Source organism: Streptomyces sp. NBC_00986 (assembly GCF_045162565.1).
In the GTDB taxonomy this organism is placed as follows: Bacteria; Actinomycetota; Actinomycetes; order Streptomycetales; family Streptomycetaceae; genus Streptomyces.
Genome location: NZ_CP108733.1, coordinates 2,309,250 through 2,323,209 on the forward strand (window position 1 = coordinate 2,309,250; position 13,960 = coordinate 2,323,209).

The following is a 13,960-nucleotide window of genomic DNA, read 5'->3' on the forward strand; positions in this document are numbered from 1 at the left end:
GCGACCAGCCCCCACCGCCCCGCAGACAACGAACCGCCCAGCCCGCTACCGCCGCGCAGCGAGGGGCTCCACAGGATTACGGAGCCCCTCTGCCGCATCCGACACCCGCTGGATGAGGTCAAAGAAGACCCCCTGCTCCTCGACAGAGAGCGGCGCCAGAAAAACCTGGTTCATCCGAGCCGTCCGCACAACCAGCTTGCGATGGACCCGCACCCCGTCATCGGTGAGCCGCAGCAGAAACCGCCGCCCGTCCCGCGCATCCCGCACCTTGTCCAGCAACCCGCGCCTGATCAGCCGGCTGATCACCTCCGCGATGGTGGACCGGTCCAGGCCCACCCGCTCCCCCGCCGTGCGCTGGTCGAGCCCCGGCTCGTCGGCGAGCGCGTTGAGCACCGCGAACTGCGGGGAGGTGATCTCCTCGGAGACCATGGTGTTCCAGAGCAGATAGTGCGCCTGCTGAAGTCGCCGGGCGAGGTGCCCGGGGTGGGTGGTGAGGTCCACCGCTGCCATGTGCCCTCCCGACGTCATATTCGTCCGTGCACTGAACGATACCGGGAGGCCCTGGGGGCGAGTCCAGCCTCGTGCACGGTCCTGACCCTGCACTTCTCCCGGGTCTTGACGGCGGGCCCCCACAGTGACAGCGTGAAGGAAACTTCACCGAAATGCTCAGTGCCCTGATTACCTGCTGACCGGGCGCTCGAACGGGACGGAGCTTCACGGATGGACAAGGTGGTCGCCACGGCCGACGAGGCCGTGGCCGATGTGCCGGACGGAGCGACGCTCGCGGTCGGCGGCTTCGGGCTGAGCGGTGTGCCGAACGTGCTGATCCAGGCCCTGTACGAGCGCGGCACGACCGGCCTGGGCGTGGTCTCCAACAACTGCGGGGCGATGGAGTCCGGCCTCGCGATCCTGTTGTCGGCGGGCCGCATCGCGCGCGTGACCGGCTCCTACATCGGCGCCAACAAGGAGTTCGCCCGCCAGTACCTCGCCGGGGAACTGGAGGTCGAGATGATCCCCCAGGGCACCCTCGCGGAGCGACTGCGCGCGGGGGGTGCGGGGATTCCCGCCTTCTACACCCCGGCCGGTGTCGGCACCCAGGTCGCCGAAGGCGGACTGCCCTGGCGCTACGACGGCTCAGGCGGCGTCACGCTCGCCTCCCCGGCGAAGGAGGTGCGGGAGTTCGACGGCACCGAGTACGTCCTGGAGCGCGGTATCCGCACCGACTTCGCCCTGGTCCGCGCCGCGAAGGGCGACCGGCACGGCAACCTCGTCTTCAACAAGTCCACCCGAAACTTCAACCCCCTCGCGGCGATGGCGGGCAAGGTGACCATCGCCGAGGTGGAGGAGCTGGTCGAGCCCGGCGAGATCGACCCCGACGCGGTGCACCTGCCCGGGATCTTCGTGCAGCGGGTGGTGGCCCTCACCCCCGAGCAGGCCGCCGACAAGCGGATCGAGCAGCGGACGGTGAGCAGCTGATGGCCTGGACACGCGAGGAGATGGCGGCCCGCGCGGCGCGCGAACTTCAGGACGGGCAGTACGTCAATCTCGGCATCGGCCTGCCGACCCTGATTCCCAACTACCTCCCGCCGGGCGTCGAGGTGATCCTCGAATCCGAGAACGGCATCCTGGGCACCGGACCGTACCCGACCGAGGACCAGGTCGACCCGGACCTGATCAACGCCGGCAAGGAGACCGTGACGGTCCTGCCGGGCGCCTCCTTCTTCGACTCCGCGCTCTCCTTCGGGATGATCCGGGGCGGGCACATCGACGTCGCCGTACTGGGCGCGATGCAGGTCTCGGCGGGCGGTGACCTGGCGAACTGGGCGATCCCCGGCAAGATGATCACCGGGATCGGCGGGGCGATGGACCTCGTGCACGGCGCCCGCACGGTCATCGTCGTCATGACCCATGTGGCCAAGGACGGCTCCCCGAAGATCCTCACGGAGTGCGCGCTGCCGCTCACAGGCAAAGCGTGTGTGAACCGAGTCATCACCGATCTCGGCGTGATCGACGTGTCACCCGAGGGCCTCGTGTTGATCGAGACCGCGCCCGGTGTGAGTGTCGAACAGATCGTCGCCAAGACCGACGCGAAACTCACCGTCACGGAAGGCCTGCTGTGAACCCGGTTTACATCGTCGACGCCGTCCGCACCCCCATCGGCAGGTACAGCGGAGGCCTCGCCTCCGTCCGCCCCGACGACCTCGCCGCCCACGCCCTCCGCGAACTCCTCGCCCGCACCCCCGACTTGGACCCGTCCCGCATCGAGGACGTCTACTTCGGGAACGCCAACGGCGCCGGCGAGGAGAACCGCAACGTCGCCCGCATGGCCGGCCTCCTCGCGGGCCTGCCCACCTCCGTACCGGGCGTGACGGTCAACCGGCTCTGCGCATCCGGCCTCGAAGCGGTCATCCAGGCGGCCCGCGCGATCGCGGTCGGGGACGCCTCCATCGCCGTGGCGGGCGGGGTGGAGTCGATGACCCGGGCGCCCTATGTGCTGCCGAAGTCGGACCGGCCCTTCCCCGCCGGGCACACCGAGTTGTACTCGACCACGCTCGGCTGGCGCATGGTCAACCCGGCCATGAACCCGGAGTGGACCATCCCGCTCGGCGAGAGCGCGGAGCTGATCGCCGACAAGCACAAGATCAGCCGCGAGCAGCAGGACGAGTTCGCGCTCGCGAGTCATCAGAAGGCGTCAGAGGCGCAGGCGGCCGGCCTCTTCGACGGCGAGATCGCGCCCGTGTCGATCCCGCAGCGCAAGGGCGACCCGGTCGTCTTCGGCGCCGACGAATCCGTACGGGCGGACGCCTCCCTCGCGGCGATGGCCAAGCTCAAGCCGTCGTTCCGCACGGAGAACGGAACAGTCACCGCAGGCAACGCGTCGCCTCTCAACGACGGTGCCGCCGCCCTCCTCCTGGTCGACGAGGAGGGGTTGAAGGCCACCGGCCGCCAGCCCCTCGCCCGCGTCTCCGCGACCGGTGTCTCGGCGATCGACCCGCAGTACTTCGGACTCGCTCCCGTCGAGGCCGTCAACCGCGCACTCACCAAGGCGGGCAAGGGATTTGACGACCTGTCAGTCCTCGAACTGAACGAGGCCTTCGCCGCGCAGGTGCTCGGATGTGTCGCCGAGTGGCCCGAGTTCGACCCGGCGATCCTCAATCCGCAGGGCGGTGCCATCGCCCTCGGCCACCCGCTCGGCGCCTCCGGTGCCCGGCTCGCGGGCACCGTCGCCCACCAACTCGCCCGCAAGGGAACGGGAGTTGGCGTCGCCAGCCTCTGCATCGGCGTGGGCCAGGGCCTGGCCCTCGTCCTCGAACGGTAGGAACCCGAACGGTAGGAACCCCCATGGCTCTCACCCAGCACGACATCGACCTCGAAATAGCGGCCGAGCACGCGACGTACGAGAAGCGGGTCGCCGACGGCGCGCCGGTCGAGCACCACCCGCGCCGCGACTACGCCCCGTACCGTTCCTCGCTGCTCCGCCACCCGAAACAGCCGCCGGTCACCATCGACGTCTCGAAGGACCCGGAGCTGGTGGAGCTGGCCTCCCCCGCGTTCGGCGAGCGGGACATCACGGAGATCGACAACGACCTGACCCGGCAGCACAACGGCGAGCCGATCGGTGAGCGGATCACCGTCTCCGGGCGGCTGTTGGACCGGTCCGGGCGGCCGATCCGCGGCCAGCTGGTCGAGATCTGGCAGGCCAACTCGGCCGGCCGCTACGCCCACCAGCGCGAGCAGCACGACGCCCCACTGGACCCCAACTTCACCGGCGTGGGGCGGACGTTGACCGACGCCGACGGCGGCTACCACTTCACCACCGTCCAGCCGGGCCCCTACCCCTGGCGCAACCACGTCAACGCCTGGCGCCCGGCGCACATCCACTTCTCGATGTTCGGCACGGCGTTCACCCAACGCCTCGTCACGCAGATGTACTTCCCGAGCGACCCGCTGTTCCCGTACGACCCGATCATTCAGTCGGTGACGGACGACGCGGCCCGGCAGCGGCTCGTCGCGACCTACGACCACAGTCTGTCGGTGCCCGAGTTCTCGATGGGCTACCACTGGGACATCGTGCTCGACGGCCCGCACGCCACCTGGATCGAAGAAGGACGCTGACCCGCCATGACGACCATCGACACGAGCCGCCCGGAGTCCGTGCCGCCGACCCCGTCGCACACGGTCGGCCCCTTCTACGGCTACGCGCTGCCCTTCCCCGGCGGCGGTGACATCGCACCGGTCGGGCACCCGGACACGATCACCGTCCAGGGCTACATCTACGACGGCGAGGGCAACCCGCTGCCCGACGCCTTCGTAGAACTCTGGGGCCCCGACCCCGAGGGCAACCTCTCCACCACCGACGGTTCGATCCGCCGCGACCCGGCCAGCGGCGGCTATCTCGGCCGCAACGGCGTCGAGTTCACCGGCTGGGGCCGCATCCAGACGGACGCCAACGGCCACTGGTACGCGCGGACACTGCGACCGGGCGCGCGCGGCCAGAGCGCCCCGTACCTGAGTGCGTGCGTCTTCGCGCGCGGGCTGCTGGTGCACCTCTTCACCCGGATCTACCTCCCGGGCGACGAGGCCGCGCTCGCCGCGGACCCGCTGCTGTCCGGGCTGGACGCGGCGCGGCGCGACACGTTGATCGCGCGGGACGACGGCAAGGGCACATACCGTTTCGACATCCGCCTTCAGGGCGAAGGCGAAACGGTCTTCCTGGAGTTCCAGTGACTACTGCCGACCCGTCGTCGGACACCGGCCTGCTCGCCCCCGGGTGGACCGGTTCACCAGCCGCGTCCGCGACGAGCGACACCGCGTATCTACGGGCCCTGCTCGACGCGGAGTCCGCCCTCACCCGCGCCCAGGCCGCCCTGGGTCTCGCACCCGCCGAGGCGGCGACGGCGGTGACGGCCGCGGCCGACGCCGACCGCTTCGACATCCGCTCCCTCGTGGAACGGTCCAGGGCCGCCGGGAACCCGGTGATCCCGCTGGTCGCGGACCTGACGAAAGCGGTCGGCGGGGAGTACGGCCCGTACGTGCACCGGGGCGCGACCAGCCAGGACATCATGGACACGGCGGCGATGCTGGTCGCGTCCCGCACCCTGGACCTGGTTCTGACCGACCTGACCCGCACGGAGCACGCGCTGACCCAACTGGCCGCCGCCCACCGCGACACCGCGATGCCGGGCAGGACGCTCACCCAGCACGCCGTACCGACGACGTTCGGACTGAAGGCGGCCGGATGGCGGTCCCTGGTACTCGACGCGCGGGACAGGGTGCGTGCCGTCCGGGACGAGCTGCCCGTCCAACTCGGGGGCGCGGCAGGCACGTTGGCCGCCTTCACGGCGTACGGCGCCGAAGACGCGCTCGCGCTGCCGGACGCGTACGCCCATGAACTCGGCCTGACGGCACCGCTGTTGCCCTGGCATACACTCCGGACACCGATCGCCGATCTCGCCGGATGCCTGGCCTTCGCTGCGGGCGCGCTGGGCAAGGTCGCCGGCGATGTCCTCGCCCTGTGCCGTACGGAGATCGCCGAGGTCTCGGAGGGCAGCGGCGGGGGTTCGTCGGCCATGCCGCACAAGGCGAATCCCGTACGGTCCACGCTGATCGCCGCCGCCGCGCGCCGGGCACCGCAGCTCGCGGCCGTCCTCCACGGCTCGTTGGTCGCCGAGGACGAGCGGCCGGCCGGGGCCTGGCACGCCGAGTGGGAGCCGCTCAGGGACCTGCTGCGGCTGGTCGGCGGGGCGGCTCGCGATGCCGCCGAGCTGACCGAGGGGCTGCGGGTGCATCCGGACGTGATGCGTGAACACCTGGATCTCACCCATGGGTTGATCGTCTCCGAGCGGCTGTCCGCGGAGCTCGCGCCGCTGCTGGGCAGGGCCCGGGCGAAGGAGTTGCTGACGGAGGTCGCCCGGCGGACGTACGCAGAGGGCCGACCATTGGCCGAACTGCTCGCTGGTGAGCCCGAGCTGAAGGATCTCGACCTCTCCGCACTCACCGACCCCGCCCGTTACACGGGTTCCGCCGGAGCCCTCACCGACCGTGCGTTGGAGCGACGTTGACCGAGAAACTCCTCAACTTCCGTGCCGAGGGCCCCGATTCCGCTCCCCCGCTGCTGCTCGGGCCCTCGCTGGGTACGTCGTACGCCCTGTGGGACAAGGTCGCGCCCGAACTGTCCGTCACCCACCGGGTGATCCGCTGGGACCTGCCCGGGCACGGCGGTTCGGCACCCGGGTTGATCGGTCCCGGGGCGACCGTCGGAGACCTCGCCGATCTGGTGCTGGCGCTCGCCGACTCCCTCGGCATCGATCAATTCGCCTACGCGGGTGTGTCGTTGGGAGGTGCGGTCGGCCTTCACCTCGCCGTGCACCACCCCGAGCGGGTCGCGTCGCTCGCCGTCATCTGCTCCTCGGCCCACTTCAACGGCTCGAAGCCGTGGGAGGAACGGGCCGCGCGGGTACGGAGCGAGGGGGTGGACTGGCTGGTGGAGAGTGCCGACTCCCGTTGGTTCACACCGGGGTTCACCGTCCCGGAGCTGGTGGCCGACCAGGGTGACGCCGACCCGGCCGCGTACGCCGCGTGCTGTGACGCGCTGGCCGCGTACGACCTGCGGGAGCGGCTTTCCGAGATCGGTGCGCGGACACTGGTGATCGCCGGTCGCGAGGACCCGGCGACCCCGCCCGCGCATCTGCGGGAGATCGCGGACGCGGTGGCGGGCTCGGCGCTCGTGGAGATCCCGGGTGCTTCGCATCTGGCGCCCGCGCAGTGTCCGGAGGCGGTGCTCACGGCGCTGCGGGCGCACCTGGGCGGGAGTGCGCGGCGTGGGATGGAGGTCCGCCGCGAGGTGCTCGGCGACACCCACGTGGACCGGGCGCAGGCTCGGCAGACGCCGTTCACCGCGCGGTTCCAGGACTTCATCTCACGGTACGCGTGGGGGGAGATCTGGACCGACCCGACGTTGACCCGGCGCGAGCGCAGCATGATCACACTCACCGCGTTGGTTGCACATGGGCATTACGACGAGTTGGCCATGCATGTGCGGGCGGCTCGGCGTAATGGGCTCACGCCGGAGGAGATCGGCGCCGTGCTGTTGCAGAGTGCGGTGTATTGCGGGGTGCCTGCGGCGAACTCGGCGTTTGCTGTGGCGCAGCGGGTGTTGGACGAAGAGGGCGACTAAGGGGGTGGGGCGGCTTGTTGTGCGTCGTCTGCGGCTACGTCGTGGCTGGTCGCGCAGTTCCCCGCGCCCCTGAAGACTTGGGCTGGCCTGTGTTCTTAAGGGGCCGCGTAGCTCCCCGCGCCCCAAAGCCACGGGCTGGCCCGTGTTCTCAAAGGGCGCGCAACTCCCCGCGCCCAAAAGACATGCGCTGGCCCGTGTTCTCAAAGGGCGCGCAGCCCCCCGCCCCCTAAAAACACGGGCCGGCCTGTGCTTTTAAGGGGCGCGGGGAACTGCGCGACCAGCCCCAACCGGCCGACAGCCGAAGGACAGCTCACCGCAACCCCCTCCCCGTCTCCAACACCTCCCGCGCCTGATTCACCAAACCGTCCGCCCCGCACGAACGCGCAAGCGTCAGACCCCTGTTGATCTCCGCCACAGACCGCGCAGCGATCCCGTACTCCACTCGCGCCGCCGCATGCTCGTACTGACACGGCGAGGACTCCAGGTAGGCAACGGCCTGCGCCGCGAGGCGCACCGCCCGCTGCCCCGTTTCCAGCGAAGCGGCACAGCGGAGGGCCTCCCCGATCGCCGTGTCCGTGCCGAAGTGTTCGGCCTGGCGACGCGCGTCGGAGGCGAGCTGGGCCGCGCGGGTCGGGTCCTCGACGGCGAGCGCGCGGGCGAGGTCGACGGCCCAGGGGACGAGGACCGGGTTGTGGTGGCCGCGTACGGTCGCCGCCTTCGCGGCCTGTTCCAGTTCGTTGATGCCGTCCTTCGTGCGGCCGACGGCGAGCAGGAGGCGGCCACGTACGCAGCGCGGGTCGGGCAGCACGATGGTGGACGGGTACGGCGGTGCGAAGCCGTACTGTTCGGCGGTCGCCCAGGCCTCCTCCACATGGCCGCGGGCGAGCAGCGTGTCGACCAGGTTGCAGGTGGCCGACCAGTACAGGGGCAGTCCGCGGCCGACCCGCTCGGCGAGGCGGAGGGACTCGCGCAGCGAGATCTCGGCGTCACGGAGGCGGCCCCGCCTGCGGTGGCCGAGGCCGATGTAGGCGTGCGCCAGGGAAAGGTGGCCGCCGCTCCAGCCCGCGGACACGTAGGCGCGCAGGGCTTCGTTGTACAGGCTCTCCGCGCGGTCCAGGCGGTCGGTGTAGGCGTACGCGCTGGCCAGCATCATGAGGATCTCGATGCCCCACTCGGTGTCGGTCCAGCCGAGTCCGGGGGCGAGCCGTCCGTTGACGAGGGCGCGGTCGCAGACCTCGACGACCTCCTCGGCGTTCTCCCCGTGGGTCATGGCGTCGAAGCCGCGCAGGATCAGCAGGGCCCGCTCGGAGTTGTCGCGGCCGGTGCAGGTGCCGGCGAGTGCGGCGAGCCGCTCGGAGCGTCCCGGGGAGATGCCCTCGCCCGCGTGGATGCCCTCCCACATGAACTGCACGGCCTGGAGCCGCATCCGGGCGGCGCCCGGTTCGTACCGGGCGGCCTCCGCCTCGACGGTGCGGACGGCCTCCTCCAGCTGGTTGTTGTGGAGCAGGGCCTGGGAGAGCCGGAAAACGGCGTCCACGCGTGCGTGGCCGTCGAGGCCGGGCATGCCGAGGGCGGTCTGGAGGTGGCCGATGGTGGTGGCGGGCGCGGTGAGCAGGGTGGCGCAGCCCAGTTCGAAGAGCACGTGCGCGTGGCTCTCGGCGAGCGGCGGCTCCAGGAGGGCGCGCTCCAGACAGCGGCGAGCGGCGTCGGGGGCGCCGATGGAGAGGTGTTCGCGGGCCGCCTCGCGCAGTTGCTCGACGAGTTCCTGGTCGTCGTCCGGGTGCACCTTGAGGAGGTGCCGTGACGCGGATGCCGCGCCGAGCCCGGAGTCGGTGACGACCTGGGCGGCGATGCCGTGCATGGCCGTGCGCACCCCGCCCGGGATGGAGTCGTAGACGGCGCTGGCGATCAGCGGGTGGACGAACTCCAGCTCGCCGGCGCCGGCTTGGGACGCGACCGGGTCGGGTGCGGTGAGGATGCGGGCGGTGCGGAGCAGCTCGGCGCAGCGGCCCGCCTCCTCGCGGCTCATGGTGGCGAGCTTGGCGACCAGGCTCACGGAGATGCCGGTGCCGAGGATGGCGGCGGCCCAGGCGAACCGGGTGGCCTCGAAGCCCAGGTCGTCCAGGCGGGCGACGAGTCCGCCGCCGCGCGCGGAGCGGTTGAGCTCGCGCAGTTCGGTGGCCGCGTCCTCGACGGGTTCGAGGCCGCTGTCCTGCACCTTGGCGAGGAGTTCGACGGTCTCGTACGGGTTGCCGTCGGTGACCGCCCACACCTCGCGGCAGAACGCGCCGTCGGCGTGCGGGCCGAGGGTGGCGCGGGTGAGGCCCGCGGTGGCCTTCGGGGTGAGGGATTCCAGGACGGTGACCGGCGGTCCTGCCGCGGCGGCGATCGCGTCCAGGTAGCGGGCGCTCTCGCCGCTGACCTCGCCGGGCCTGCGGGCGACCACGAGCAGGACGGACAGGTCGTCGAGGCGTTCGGCGAACGCGGCGAGCCAGCGCAGGGTCTCCTGGTCGGCCCAGTGGGTGTCGTCGACGATCAGGACCAGCGGCCAGACGCGCTTGGCGAGCCGGCGCACCGCGGCGACCAGTCCGTCGCACACGCCCTGCGGGTCGGGCTGCCGCTCGCCTGGTTCGGTGACTCCGAGGGCGGGGCCCGCGATGTCGTACCAGTCGCCGAGGTACTCGCGGATCTCCTCGGGCATCAGCGAGATCAGGGCGGGTTGCAGCAACTGCCGTACGACGTTGAAGGGGACGGACCTGAGGGTCTCGCCGCCGCGGGCCTGCCAGACCGCGCAGCCGCGTGCCTCGGCGATACGGCGGGTCTCGGCCAGGAGCGCGGTCTTGCCGAACCCGGCCTCGCCGCGGACCATCAGCAGGCTGCCGGAGGAGGACTCGTCGGCGCGCAGACGGTCGATCGCCTCCACCACACCGGCGACTTCCTCGTCGCGCTCCCACAGGGAGGCCGAGGCGGCCTCCGGAGGCCGTTCCTCCGTCATCCCGAAACCTCCCCAGTAGCCCGAACGACGTACAGCCCTTGAGCGTAGCCGTCCGGATGCCGAAGTGGAGGCCGGTCCGGGGAGCTGTTGCCACAACGGGTGACGGCGGCTCATCAGCAGGACTCATGTAGGTGACGAACGGTCAAGAGGCGCTGAAATGAAGGTGTTTTCCGATCATTCCCGGCCCGTCCCGGACAGGCCTGCCGTACGGGCTCTGGTCGCCGGGTCGGTGGGGAACTTCATCGAGTGGTACGAGTTCGGGGTCTACGGCTATTTCGCGACGGTGATCGCGGCGCGGTTCTTCACCCCGGAGGGCGCCGGTGCGGCCGAGGGGCTGGTGCGGACGTACGCCTCGTTCGCGCTGGCGTTCTTCTTCCGGCCGGTCGGTGCCGCCCTGTTCGGCCGGCTCGGCGACCGGGTGGGGCGGCGGCCGGTGCTGATCCTGGTGGTCGCGCTGATGACGGGCGCGACGACGCTGATCGGCGTGCTGCCGACGTACGCGACGGTGGGCGCCCTCGCGCCGTGGCTGCTCACGTTTCTGAGGGTCGTTCAGGGACTGTCCGCGGGCGGGGAGTTCGGGGGTGCGGTGTCGTTGCTGACGGAGTTCGCGCCGCCGGGACGGCGTGGGCTGTACGGGGCGTGGCAGTCGTTCACCGTGGCGCTGGGGCTGTTGGGCGGGGCGGGGGTCGCGGCGCTGCTGGCGAGTGTGCTGGATGCCGGTCAACTGGGCGACTGGGGCTGGCGGTTGGCGTTCCTGCTGACGCTGCCGATGGGGCTCGGCGCGCTGTGGCTCCGGCTGCGGCTGGAGGAGACGCCGGCGTTCCGGAGCGAGGCCGTACGGGAGGTGCCACCCGCGCGTGAGGTCCGTAGGGCGATCGCGCTGGGCGCCGGGCGGGTGATGGGGTGGGCGGCGGCCGGTTACACCTTCCTGGTGGTGCTGCCGTCGTATCTGCAGAGCACGCTGGACGCGAGCTTCCAACAGGCGCTGCTGGCCACGGTGTTGGCCAACGCGGGTTTCGCGGTGACCATCCTTCCGGCGGGGCTGCTGAGCGACCGGGTGGGGCGGCGGCCGGTGATGCTGGCGGGGGCCGCGCTGGTGGTGGTCCTGTCCGTGCCGTTGCTCAACCTCCTCCAGGATGACGGGACTTCGAACGCGGTGAAGGGCGCGTGGGTGTTCGGGGCGGGTGCGGTGGTGGGGCTGATGGCGGGGCCGGGTCCGGCGATGCTCTCGGAGATGTTCCCGACGAGCGTGCGGTACACCGGCCTGGGACTCGCCTACGCCCTGTCCAATGCCGTCTTCTCGGGGTGTGCCGGGCTCATCATCACCGAGAGCGTGCGGCGGACGGGGAACGTGGACATCCCGGCCTACTACGCGGCGGCGGCCTGCGCGGTGAGCGTGCTCGCGCTCGCCGTCACCAAGAACTCTGCGGGAACGGCGAGTCGGGAGGAAGCGGATGCGGGTGATCGGGCTGATGTCCGGGACGTCGTACGACGCGATCGACGCGGCGGCGGCCGACCTGAGCCTCGTCGGTGACAGCGTCGTACTGGAGCCGCTCGGGATGGTCAGCGAGGCGTACGACGAGGAACTGCGGAAGACGCTCGCGGCAGCGCTGCCACCGGCCGCCACCACGCTGGCCGAGGTGTGCCGGCTGGACACCCTGATCGGGCAGGCCTTCGCCGCGGCGGCCGTCCGGGCGAATGACGAACTGTGCGACGGGCGGGCCGAGTTGGTGGCCTCGCACGGGCAGACCGGCTACCACTGGGTGGAGGGCGGCGCGGTGCGCGGCACGCTGCAACTGGGGCAGCCCACCTGGATCGCGGAGGCGACCGGGCTGCCCGTGGTCGCCGATTTCCGGCCACGCGACATCGCCGCCGGGGGCCAGGGCGCACCGCTGGTCAGCCTCGTCGACCTGCTGTGGCTGCGCGGCCGTCCGGGCACCCCGGTCGCACTCAACCTCGGCGGGATCGCCAACCTCACCGCCCCCAACGGCACGGCCTTCGACACGGGACCGGCGTGTGCGCTGATCGACGCGGCCGCGCGGGGCTTCAGCGGCGGCCGGCTCGCCTACGACGCGGAGGGCGCCCTCGCGGCCCGTGGAACGGTCCACAAGCCGTTGCTGGAACGGCTGTCGAGCGAGCCGTACTACACGCTCCCCGCGCCGAAGACCACCGGGAAGGAGCTGTTCCACCTCGGCTATCTCCAGGACGCGCTCGCCGGTCTGGGCACGCTGCCCGCCGAGGACGTCATCGCGACGCTCACTCTCCTCACGGCCCGCACGGTCGCGGACGCGGTCCGGTCGGTGGCCGCGACGGAGGTCATCGCCTCGGGCGGCGGCACCCGCAACCCCCTCTTGATGACCCTGCTCGCCACCGAACTGCCGGGCGTCCCCCTGCGCACCTCCGACGAACTGGGCCTCCCGTCCGCCGCGAAGGAGGCCTACGCCTTCGCCGTCCTCGGCTTCCTGACGGCCCACGGCCTCCCGGGCACGGTCCCGGCGAGCACGGGCGCCCGGCATCCGAGCGTGCTCGGGTCGGTGACACCGGGGCGGCGCGGAACGGGGCTGCCACCGGCCGCCGAGCACAGTCCCGTACGGCTGGTTCTCGCCTGAGGAGTGGGCACCCGAGCCCATGACACACCGGAGCGCGTCGATTCGGACCGGATCCTCTCATCCCCCTTTCACCGACGCCTCATACGGTAGGGGCATGACGCAGGTGACTCCCCCCGGGTGGTACCCCGATCCCGGGCAGACGAATGACGGTCCCACCGCCGAGCGCTGGTGGGACGGCAAGGCATGGACGGACCGCACCCGCCCCGCCGGGTCGGGCGCCGAATGGGGTCCCCCGACGGAGCCGCCGTACGGCGGGGCGTACCCGGCGTATCCCGCCGCGCCCCCGGCCGCGCCGCGCCGCAATCTGCGCACGGGCATAGCCGTGGCGGTGGCCGTGGCGGTCCTCACGGCCATCGGTGTCGGTGCCTACGCACTGTCCGACAACGGGAGCGGGAACGGCACCCAGGCCAACCCGCAGCAGGCGCCGAACGGACAGGGCGGCATCGGCGGCCAGGGCGGCCCCGAGGGGCAGGGCGGCACGGGCGGTTCCGGCGGGACGGGCGGCCAGAGCGATCCGTTCGGCGGGTCCGGTGGGACGGGTGGTTCCGGTGGCGCGGGCGGTGCGACGCCCGCACCCAGCCAGTCCGCGGAGCCGAAGGTGAAGGCCGGCGGCACCGTGACCGACTCGCTCGACGGCATCAGCTTCACCGTGCCGTCCGACTGGTACGGCCAGGTGATCCAGATCGGCGCGCAGGTCACGTCGAACACCTCGTACAAGTGCCCCGGCAACACCTCCCAGACCTGCACCAACGGCGGGGCGTACTCCTCGCCCGCGGTGGTGCTCGGCACGAAGGGCAGCACGGCGGAGGCGGTCGCGAAGGCGGACATCGCCGCCAACGCGAAGGAGTCCTACGGCGGCACGTCCTACGGCAGCATCACCTCCCACGAGGTCCTCGCCTCCAAGGCCGTGACCGTGGCCGGGCAGAAGGGCTATCTGGTCCGCTGGAAGGCGGTCACCAGCAAGGGCGCCGACGGCTATGTCGAGTCGCTCGCGTTCCCGTCGCCGGCCAGTGCCGGTCAGATCGTCGTCGTCCGCTTCGGTGTCGACGTGGGCCAGAAGCAGTCCGTCATCGACGAGATCACCTCGAACATCAAGGTGGCCTCGGGCACCGGCGGCGACGGACAGAAGATCTGAACTCCCGCCGTAGTCAAGTCAGTTCCCCGTACACCGGTCGGCCG

General features: G+C 71.5%; 12 protein-coding genes. 10 read left to right on the forward strand and 2 right to left on the reverse strand.

Annotated features, from left to right (window positions below; genetic code table 11):
• Positions 1 to 45 precede the first annotated feature (45 nt).
• Positions 46 to 510 carry a MarR family winged helix-turn-helix transcriptional regulator gene (locus tag OG504_RS10120; protein ID WP_405989478.1) on the reverse strand — a complete coding sequence of 155 codons (465 nt, stop codon included), beginning with the start codon at positions 508 to 510 and terminating at the stop codon, positions 46 to 48.
• Positions 511 to 720: 210 nt separating this feature from the next.
• Here OG504_RS10120 and OG504_RS10125 point away from each other — a divergent pair, with 210 nt between their 5' ends.
• Genes OG504_RS10125 through pcaD form a run of 7 tightly spaced genes read left to right on the forward strand, consistent with a single transcriptional unit; the run spans position 721 to position 7,177 of the window.
• Entirely contained in the window at positions 721 to 1,476 is a 756-nt protein-coding gene (locus OG504_RS10125) for a CoA transferase subunit A (RefSeq protein ID WP_405989479.1), read from the forward strand.
• Positions 1,476 to 2,120: a CoA transferase subunit B gene (locus OG504_RS10130; RefSeq protein ID WP_405989480.1), complete on the forward strand. Its 645-nt coding sequence runs from the start codon at positions 1,476 to 1,478 to the stop codon at positions 2,118 to 2,120. Before OG504_RS10125 ends, OG504_RS10130 begins: the two co-directional genes overlap by 1 nt.
• Positions 2,117 to 3,319, forward strand: coding sequence for a thiolase family protein (locus tag OG504_RS10135; RefSeq protein ID WP_405989481.1), 1,203 nt, complete (start codon positions 2,117 to 2,119; stop codon positions 3,317 to 3,319). The genes OG504_RS10130 and OG504_RS10135 overlap by 4 nt, the downstream gene beginning before the upstream one ends.
• Before the next feature lie 23 nt (positions 3,320 to 3,342).
• Positions 3,343 to 4,116, forward strand: coding sequence for a protocatechuate 3,4-dioxygenase subunit beta (gene pcaH / locus OG504_RS10140; RefSeq protein WP_405989482.1), 774 nt, complete (start codon positions 3,343 to 3,345; stop codon positions 4,114 to 4,116).
• 6 nt (positions 4,117 to 4,122) lie between these two features.
• On the forward strand, positions 4,123 to 4,728 hold the full coding sequence (pcaG, locus tag OG504_RS10145; protein ID WP_405989483.1) for a protocatechuate 3,4-dioxygenase subunit alpha: 606 nt from the start codon (positions 4,123 to 4,125) through the stop codon (positions 4,726 to 4,728).
• Positions 4,725 to 6,062: a 3-carboxy-cis,cis-muconate cycloisomerase gene (gene pcaB, locus OG504_RS10150; protein ID WP_405989484.1), complete on the forward strand. Its 1,338-nt coding sequence runs from the start codon at positions 4,725 to 4,727 to the stop codon at positions 6,060 to 6,062. Before pcaG ends, pcaB begins: the two co-directional genes overlap by 4 nt.
• The gene (gene pcaD / locus OG504_RS10155) at positions 6,059 to 7,177 is read left to right on the forward strand and encodes a 3-oxoadipate enol-lactonase (RefSeq protein ID WP_405989485.1); all 1,119 of its coding nucleotides are present in this window, start codon (positions 6,059 to 6,061) and stop codon (positions 7,175 to 7,177) included. Before pcaB ends, pcaD begins: the two co-directional genes overlap by 4 nt.
• Before the next feature lie 310 nt (positions 7,178 to 7,487).
• Here the strand turns inward: pcaD and OG504_RS10160 are convergent, their stop codons facing one another.
• Positions 7,488 to 10,172: an ATP-binding protein gene (locus OG504_RS10160; RefSeq protein WP_405989486.1), complete on the reverse strand. Its 2,685-nt coding sequence runs from the start codon at positions 10,170 to 10,172 to the stop codon at positions 7,488 to 7,490.
• A 157-nt stretch (positions 10,173 to 10,329) separates the two neighbouring features.
• Between OG504_RS10160 and OG504_RS10165 the strand changes: the two genes are divergently transcribed.
• The 3 genes from OG504_RS10165 (at position 10,330) to OG504_RS10175 (ending at position 13,916) form a co-directional block, all read left to right on the forward strand.
• Entirely contained in the window at positions 10,330 to 11,706 is a 1,377-nt protein-coding gene (locus OG504_RS10165) for an MFS transporter (protein WP_405989487.1), read from the forward strand.
• On the forward strand, positions 11,627 to 12,781 hold the full coding sequence (locus OG504_RS10170) for an anhydro-N-acetylmuramic acid kinase (RefSeq protein WP_405989488.1): 1,155 nt from the start codon (positions 11,627 to 11,629) through the stop codon (positions 12,779 to 12,781). Before OG504_RS10165 ends, OG504_RS10170 begins: the two co-directional genes overlap by 80 nt.
• Before the next feature lie 94 nt (positions 12,782 to 12,875).
• Positions 12,876 to 13,916, forward strand: coding sequence for a DUF2510 domain-containing protein (locus OG504_RS10175; protein WP_405989489.1), 1,041 nt, complete (start codon positions 12,876 to 12,878; stop codon positions 13,914 to 13,916).
• The last annotated feature ends 44 nt before the right edge of the window (positions 13,917 to 13,960 follow it).

What these genes read in the sequence shown, in the direction of transcription:
- OG504_RS10120 (WP_405989478.1), bottom strand. Translation starts at nt 510, where the DNA reads ATGGCAGCGGTGGACCTCACCACCCACCCCGGGCACCTCGCCCGGCGA.
- OG504_RS10125 (WP_405989479.1), top strand. Translation starts at nt 721, where the DNA reads ATGGACAAGGTGGTCGCCACGGCCGACGAGGCCGTGGCCGATGTGCCG.
- OG504_RS10130 (WP_405989480.1), top strand. Translation starts at nt 1,476, where the DNA reads ATGGCCTGGACACGCGAGGAGATGGCGGCCCGCGCGGCGCGCGAACTT.
- pcaH (WP_405989482.1), top strand. Translation starts at nt 3,343, where the DNA reads ATGGCTCTCACCCAGCACGACATCGACCTCGAAATAGCGGCCGAGCAC.
- pcaG (WP_405989483.1), top strand. Translation starts at nt 4,123, where the DNA reads ATGACGACCATCGACACGAGCCGCCCGGAGTCCGTGCCGCCGACCCCG.
- OG504_RS10160 (WP_405989486.1), bottom strand. Translation starts at nt 10,172, where the DNA reads ATGACGGAGGAACGGCCTCCGGAGGCCGCCTCGGCCTCCCTGTGGGAG.
- OG504_RS10165 (WP_405989487.1), top strand. Translation starts at nt 10,330, where the DNA reads ATGAAGGTGTTTTCCGATCATTCCCGGCCCGTCCCGGACAGGCCTGCC.
- OG504_RS10170 (WP_405989488.1), top strand. Translation starts at nt 11,627, where the DNA reads ATGCGGGTGATCGGGCTGATGTCCGGGACGTCGTACGACGCGATCGAC.
- OG504_RS10175 (WP_405989489.1), top strand. Translation starts at nt 12,876, where the DNA reads ATGACGCAGGTGACTCCCCCCGGGTGGTACCCCGATCCCGGGCAGACG.